Source organism: Nesiotobacter zosterae (assembly GCF_033843645.1).
Taxonomy (GTDB): domain Bacteria; phylum Pseudomonadota; class Alphaproteobacteria; order Rhizobiales; family Stappiaceae; genus Pseudovibrio; species Pseudovibrio zosterae.
In genome coordinates this window covers 396,981-403,301 of record NZ_JAWXVZ010000003.1, presented here as the reverse complement: position 1 = coordinate 403,301, position 6,321 = coordinate 396,981, and the positions used below count along the sequence as shown (strand labels likewise).

Below are 6,321 nucleotides of genomic sequence, written 5' to 3'. Positions count from 1 at the left end.
CCCACGGTCGGGGCATGGCCATCAGGCAGATCCCCATCATCCAGAATGCGCCATTTGGCCCCTTCCAGATCATCATACTGACCGTTCTTCATGGACCACATGAAGGCTATGAGGCCAGAGCCACCAAGCACCAATGCAGCTGGGATCAGGTAGAGCAATACTTCCATTGGTTGTTAGTCCTCTTTCTCCGGCTTGGACATGAACTGCAGGCGCACGGCATTCAAGGTCACTATAACCGAGGAGCCTGCCATGGCCAACGCCGCCACCAATGGTGTTACATACCCAAGAACAGCTATTGGTACAGCAATCATGTTGTAAATAACGGACAGACCCAAATTCTCCTGCATGAGACGATGGGACTTGCGCGCAATATCAAGGGCGTTGGCCACTGGGCGCAGATCCTCGCCCAGGAACACCGCATCTGCTGCGGCCTGACTGACGTGTACAGCGGAAACTGGTGACATGGACACGTTTGCGGCCGCAAGAGCTGGCGCGTCATTGAGGCCATCACCCACCATCAACACGTTATGCCCTTCCGCCTTCAACGCTTCGATCCGGGCGATCTTGTCCTGTGGTTTCACTTCAGCTTGCCACGTATCGATGCCAAGCTGGCTGGCGATGTCGGCCACAGCATCCACGCGATCACCTGACAGCATCTCCAGCGTGTACCCCATGGCCTGCAGGCGCGTCACGGTCTCAACTGCGTCGCTGCGCAGGTACTGGCCAATTGCAAGCAAGGCAAAGGTCTCTTCTCCTTTGCGGAACGCAATCAGCGAACTGCCGGGGTTCTCTCTCCGCTTGGCCTCAACCATGTCCTGCGGGATGCGGCAGTAGGCAGGTGCGCCAAGCAACAGCTCTTGCCCCTCAAAGACAGCCCGCACACCTTTGCCCGTTTCCTCACTTGCTCCCGGGATTGGTTTCAACTCCCCGGTCGCCTTGGCCAAAGCCTTGGACAAGGGATGCTTGGAACTGAGCGCCAAGCGGCCTGCGAGAGCAAGATCCTCTGCGCTCATGCCTCCAGCATCACCAAGAGCTGGTTCAGGCAGCGTCAAAGTGCCGGTCTTGTCGAAGACGATGGTTTTCACCGCTGCCAAGCGCTCGATCGCATCGCCTGAGTTCAAGAGCACGCGTGCGCGGAAAAACAGACCGCTTGCCACAACCTGAACAACAGGAATGGCAAGTCCCAACGCGCAAGGACACGTGATGATCAGCACCGATATGGAAATGACCAGGGCATACTGCCAGTCTGCGCCGACGGCAAAGGTCCAGCCAAGGAATGTGGCCAGCGCAGCAAGATGCACAACGGGCGCATAGAGCTGGGAAGCGCGATCGGCGATCTGTACGTAGGAAGAGCGCCCCTCAAGAGCGGTTTCCAAGAGGCGGTTGACCTCGTCCAGCAGAGTTCCCTTGGCAGACGCCGTGACCCCGAGGGTGAGCGTGCCATTGGCGTTCATGGTGCCTGCAAAAACCGCATCTCCAGCCCCAACTGGTTGCAGCTGGGTTTCTCCCGTCACAAGGCTCTGGTCAATCTCGCTTGTGCCTTCCAGCACCACGCCGTCAACGGAAACCCGCTCGCCAGCCCGCACCAACACCTTGTCGCCGGGCTCCAGCTTTGACAGCGGCACATCCTTGGTGGAGCCGTCAGGCAACAACTTGGCGGCGCTCTCGGCCTTCAACGTGGCGATATTCTCCGCAAAGGCGCGCGTCTTGCGGCGCATCATGTGGTCGAGATAACGACCGGCCAACAGGAAGAACAGCAGCATTACCGCGCTGTCGAAATAGGCATGTTTGGCGGATTGAAAGGTTTGCACCACCGACAAGCCGGTGGCGAGCAGAACACCGATGGAAATCGGTACATCCATGTTCAAGCGGCGGCTTTTGATGGCGATGATCGCACTACGAAAAAACGGCCGCCCTGCATACACAACCGTTGGCAATGCGATGAGAAAAGAGATCCAGTGAAAGAAGTCGCGTGTTTCAACGTCGATGTCGGAAGTGTTGCCAGACCAGACGGAAATGGACAGAAGCATGATGTTCATGGCAGCGAAGCCAGAGACTGCCAATGAACGCAAGAGCTCATTACCGATGCGATCGCCGCGGGCCTTCACCTGCGCAGGATCGAACGGGTACACCTTGTACCCCAGCATCTCCATGATTTTGACAAGACGCGACGGCTCGTAGTTGCTTTGATCCCAGTCCACGGAGAGGCGCTGACTGGACATGTTAACACGGGCGTGTTTGACGCCCTCTTCCTTGGTCAGAGCGCGTTCGATCTCAAAGATGCAAGCAGCACAGGTAATGCCATCGACGGCAAGCTCCATGTGAGCGGTGCCGTCGTCTTTCTGGGTGACAAAGGCCTCCCAGTCTTTGGTGTGAGCGTTCATGGCCGCCCTTACTGTTCTTTAAAGAAGACCTTGTTGCGCGAGCGGAAGACAGGTGTCTCGGCGCTTTCTGCACTGAAGGCTTCTACCACCACGGTCCAATTGCCGTGGCCAAGCTCGGCGATATTGCCAACATAGCGCCCAGCTTCCTGCTCCTGAAGGGTGAGTTCGGTGTCGGTGTTGGTGCTTGTTGGACGCTGGAACTTGACCGTGAACTCATCGCCGTAGACTGGCGCGCCATTCTTGTCCTGCGCCAGAACCAGGATCTGAACGGAGCCATCTGAAGCCTGCTTGATATCGGCTTCAACCTTCCAGGCTTTTGCCTTCATTGTTTCGGCCAGGGCGATTTCATCATTATAGCCCTGGCTCACTTCGTAGGTGCTCTCGACTTCCAGCCCCGGGAAAGTGCCGATAGCCAAGTACATCATGATTGCATTGGCGGCGAAGATGACGCCGAAAAAGACAATAAAGCAAACGAGTACGAACCGGCCAGTGATCTGGCGTGGCTTCTTGGTTCCTTTGTTATCCATGATCAGCGTCATTGCCTCACCTTTTGCAGAAATGGGGATGGGCTCTTTTAAGAGCCCTATTGTGTTGTGTGTTCCGCCGTACGGAAGAAGTCCGTAATCAAGACACTCTCGCCCGTCTCATTGTTTGTGAGAACAAAGTCAAGCGCACTTGAAACCGGCAGGGTTGCATTTGGTTCAGAGAACACAAGAGCACGAACCTGACGGGTACGGTCTGCACCAACCTCGAGAGTGATAGACCCATCTGAATTGGTGTCTTCACCCACGACCTCAGCGCGGAAATTGCCGTCCTGACTGCGCACCATGAGCGTGAAGTCCTGAGCAGAACTTTCCTTGTTGAGCAATCTCAAAGTGTAGCCATTACGGACCACACCCTCGTTCTGCGTTACATAGAGCGGGTTACGGTCATGTACAACAGACAGGTCCATCATCTGGCGGTTGATCAACGTGTAGAGCATGATGCCTGCTGCAATCACGATGATGCCCACATAGATGATCGTACGAGGACGAACAAACCTGTAGATTGGGTCCAGACCCTGCTCACGGCGGTCCATATTGATGTCGGTATCATAGGCGATCAGGCCGGTTGGCTTGCCGACCTTGGTCATGATGTTATCGCAGGCATCAATACACAGACCGCACTGGATGCACTCCAGCTGACTGCCCTTACGAATGTCAACGCCGGTTGGACACACAGCCACACACTGGTGACAGTCAATACAATCACCGGCTGGCAAGCCTTCTTCCAGACGCTTCTTGTTTTCCTTCAGGTGACCACGTGGCTCACCGCGGTCGGCGCGGTAGGTCACGTTGAGTGCGTACTCATCGGTAAGAGCTGCCTGAATGCGCGGCCAAGGGCACATGTAAGTACAGATTTGCTCACGCATGTGACCGGCGAGCGAATAGGTCGTGAAGGTCAGGATCGCAATCCAACCATACACAATAAGGGAGGCCTGACCGGTCGCAAGTTCATAGACAAGAGTTGGTGCATCAGCAAAGTAGAGCACCCAGGCACCGCCGGTCCACCAGGCAATCAGCAGCCAGACGGTGTGTTTGCCGGTCTTGCGTGCGATCTTGGTGCCGGTCCATGGCTCCTTATCCAGATTGATGCGGTCACGGCGATCGCCTTCAAAGAAGCGCTCGACCTTCATGAACAAGTCTGTCCAAACGGTCTGCGGACACAAGTAGCCGCACCACACACGGCCAGCGACCGCATTCATTAGAAACAGAGCAACAGCAGCAATAACAAGAAGACCAGTGAGGTAGTAGACCTCTTGAGGCCAAATTTCGATAAAGAAAAAGTAGGCGCGGCGAGCTTCAAAATCGATCAATACCGCCTGATCAGGTGCCCCAGCACCCCGGTCCCAGCGGACAAATGGAAGAAAGTAATAAATGCCCAGTGTGACGAACAAGATCGCCCACTTAATAGTTCGAAACCGCCCTTTCACCGCTTGAGGATAAACCTTCTCAGCCGAGACAAACCAAGTGTCTTCATCTAGCTGAGCAGTGGGATCCGCGTTCGTTTTCATGGTCGTGCCCGTACCAAATTTATTATTTGAAGTGGCAGAACGGAGGCGCCGTTCAGGACGCCCCCGTTCCTCGTTTTCGGATAAGCTGTTACTGACCGCCGCCCAGAGAGTGAACGTAAACCGCCAGAGACTTAACTGTGGTCTCGCCGAGGCGGTCAATCCACGGAGGCATGACGCCGTGACGTGGGCTGAACACCTGTGCCTCGATGGCTTCTACAGAGTTGCCATAGAGGTAGTTCGGTGAGGTCAGGTTTGGCGCGCCCAGCTCAGGACTTCCCAAGCCTTCATCGCCATGACATGCTGCGCAGTTGTCGACGTAAACAGTTTCACCCAAAGCCAGATCAGCCCCCTCTTCCGGGGTGGAACCAGCAAGGTTGGCCGCAACGTAGTTGGCAACTGCTGCGATTTCTTCCTTGTTCAGGATTTCATCGCGACCAAACGCCATCATCTCGCCAAAGCGTGTGTCTTCATGTTCAGAACGCACACCGTAAGAAATCGTCTGAGCGATATCGTCCATGGTGCCGCCCCAAATCCAGACGTCGTCCTGCAGGTTTGGATATCCCACAAAACCCGTGGCACCGGTGCCGTGACATGGCGCACAGTTGTCAGCAAATGCTGCGCTTCCGCTTGCCATGGCGAACTCCAGAAGCTCTGGTGTGCTGCGAATTTCGTCCAGCGAAGCTTCAAGAAGCTTGGATCCAGTTTCTGCGCGCTCTGCCATTGCCGTATCGAACTCACGGGTGGCGACTTCGCGCTGGCTGTAGCCAATTACACCTGCGGTGTATGAGGAGACCAGCGGCCAAGATGGCATGACAATCCAGTAGCCAATCGACCATACAATCGAGGCGTAAAAGATGTAGAGCCACCACTTTGGCAGAGGGTTGTTCAGTTCTTTCAGGCCGTCCCACTCATGACCAGTGGTTTCAACGCCGGAAAGCTCATCGACTTCTTTTTTCAGCTCACCCATTAGTCGTCCTCCCGAAGCGGGATTTGAGCTGCATCGTCGAAGCGCTCCTTATTCCCCGGCCAAACGGCATAGATTACAACACCGGCGAAAATCGCCATGAAATACAGAAGGCCACCTGTCTGCGCGAAGTTGGCCAGAAGGTTATAGGTTGACTCCATGATGCCTCCTTAACGCAGGTTCGCGTTGTTGTCGTAGAGTTCGAAGTCTACGAGAGTGCCGAGCATCTGCAGATAGGCAATCAACGCGTCCATTTCGGTGATCTGAGAAGGATCACCGTCAAATGAACGTGCCAATGCACCTGGGTAGCGCTCCTCGAAGCCATCGATGTCACCGCGCTCTGGATCCGCCTGTGCAATCAGGTCCGCTCGTGCGTACTTGATCTGATCTTCAGTGTACGGCACGCCATACATTGCATTCAGCTCAAGGTGATCCTGAATGTCACGGGTGTTCAACTTGTTCTCAGCCAGGAATGGGTAGCCAGGCATGATGGAAGTTGGAGACACGGACCGCGGGTTCATCAGGTGGTCGCGCTGCCATTCGTCGGAGTACTTGCCACCGACACGAGCGAGATCCGGACCGGTACGCTTGGAGCCCCACTGGAACGGACGGTCATACATGGACTCCGCTGCCAGAGAATACATGCCGTAACGCTCCAGCTCATCGCGCAATGGGCGGATCTGCTGTGAGTGACAGGTATAGCACCCTTCACGTACATAGATGTTGCGACCAGCAAGCTCCAGAGGGGTGTAAGGACGCATCCCCTCCGTCTTCTCGATGGTGCTCTTGAGATAGTAAAGTGGAACGATTTCCACCAGACCGCCGATGGACACCATGACCACAATGCCAATGGTGAGGATCAGCGAGTTCTTTTCGAATATTTCGTGTTTTTTCCAAGCAGACATTAGCTGTTCCCCTGA

General features: G+C 55.3%; 7 protein-coding genes. All 7 read right to left on the bottom strand.

What is annotated here, in order from left to right; translation table 11 throughout:
* Positions 1 to 167 (bottom strand): cbb3-type cytochrome oxidase assembly protein CcoS (gene ccoS, locus Q3Y58_RS06565; protein WP_319621575.1); only part of this gene is annotated, 167 nt, incomplete at its 3' end.
* Between the two features lie 6 nt (positions 168 to 173).
* A complete protein-coding gene (locus tag Q3Y58_RS06560) occupies positions 174 to 2,384 on the bottom strand; it encodes a cation-translocating P-type ATPase (protein ID WP_319621569.1) in 2,211 nt (736 codons plus the stop codon).
* An 8-nt stretch (positions 2,385 to 2,392) separates the two neighbouring features.
* Positions 2,393 to 2,911: a FixH family protein gene (locus Q3Y58_RS06555; RefSeq protein WP_319621568.1), complete on the bottom strand. Its 519-nt coding sequence runs from the start codon at positions 2,909 to 2,911 to the stop codon at positions 2,393 to 2,395.
* Positions 2,912 to 2,967: 56 nt separating this feature from the next.
* Positions 2,968 to 4,437 carry a cytochrome c oxidase accessory protein CcoG gene (gene ccoG / locus Q3Y58_RS06550; RefSeq protein WP_319621567.1) on the bottom strand — a complete coding sequence of 490 codons (1,470 nt, stop codon included), beginning with the start codon at positions 4,435 to 4,437 and terminating at the stop codon, positions 2,968 to 2,970.
* An 88-nt stretch (positions 4,438 to 4,525) separates the two neighbouring features.
* Positions 4,526 to 5,404 carry a cytochrome-c oxidase, cbb3-type subunit III gene (gene ccoP, locus Q3Y58_RS06545; protein WP_319621566.1) on the bottom strand — a complete coding sequence of 293 codons (879 nt, stop codon included), beginning with the start codon at positions 5,402 to 5,404 and terminating at the stop codon, positions 4,526 to 4,528.
* Positions 5,404 to 5,562 carry a cbb3-type cytochrome oxidase subunit 3 gene (locus Q3Y58_RS06540; protein WP_274219262.1) on the bottom strand — a complete coding sequence of 53 codons (159 nt, stop codon included), beginning with the start codon at positions 5,560 to 5,562 and terminating at the stop codon, positions 5,404 to 5,406. The genes ccoP and Q3Y58_RS06540 overlap by 1 nt, the downstream gene beginning before the upstream one ends.
* A 9-nt stretch (positions 5,563 to 5,571) precedes the next feature.
* Complete coding sequence (gene ccoO / locus Q3Y58_RS06535; protein WP_319621565.1) at positions 5,572 to 6,306, bottom strand: cytochrome-c oxidase, cbb3-type subunit II; 735 nt, start codon at positions 6,304 to 6,306, stop codon at positions 5,572 to 5,574.
* Between the last annotated feature and the right edge of the window lie 15 nt (positions 6,307 to 6,321).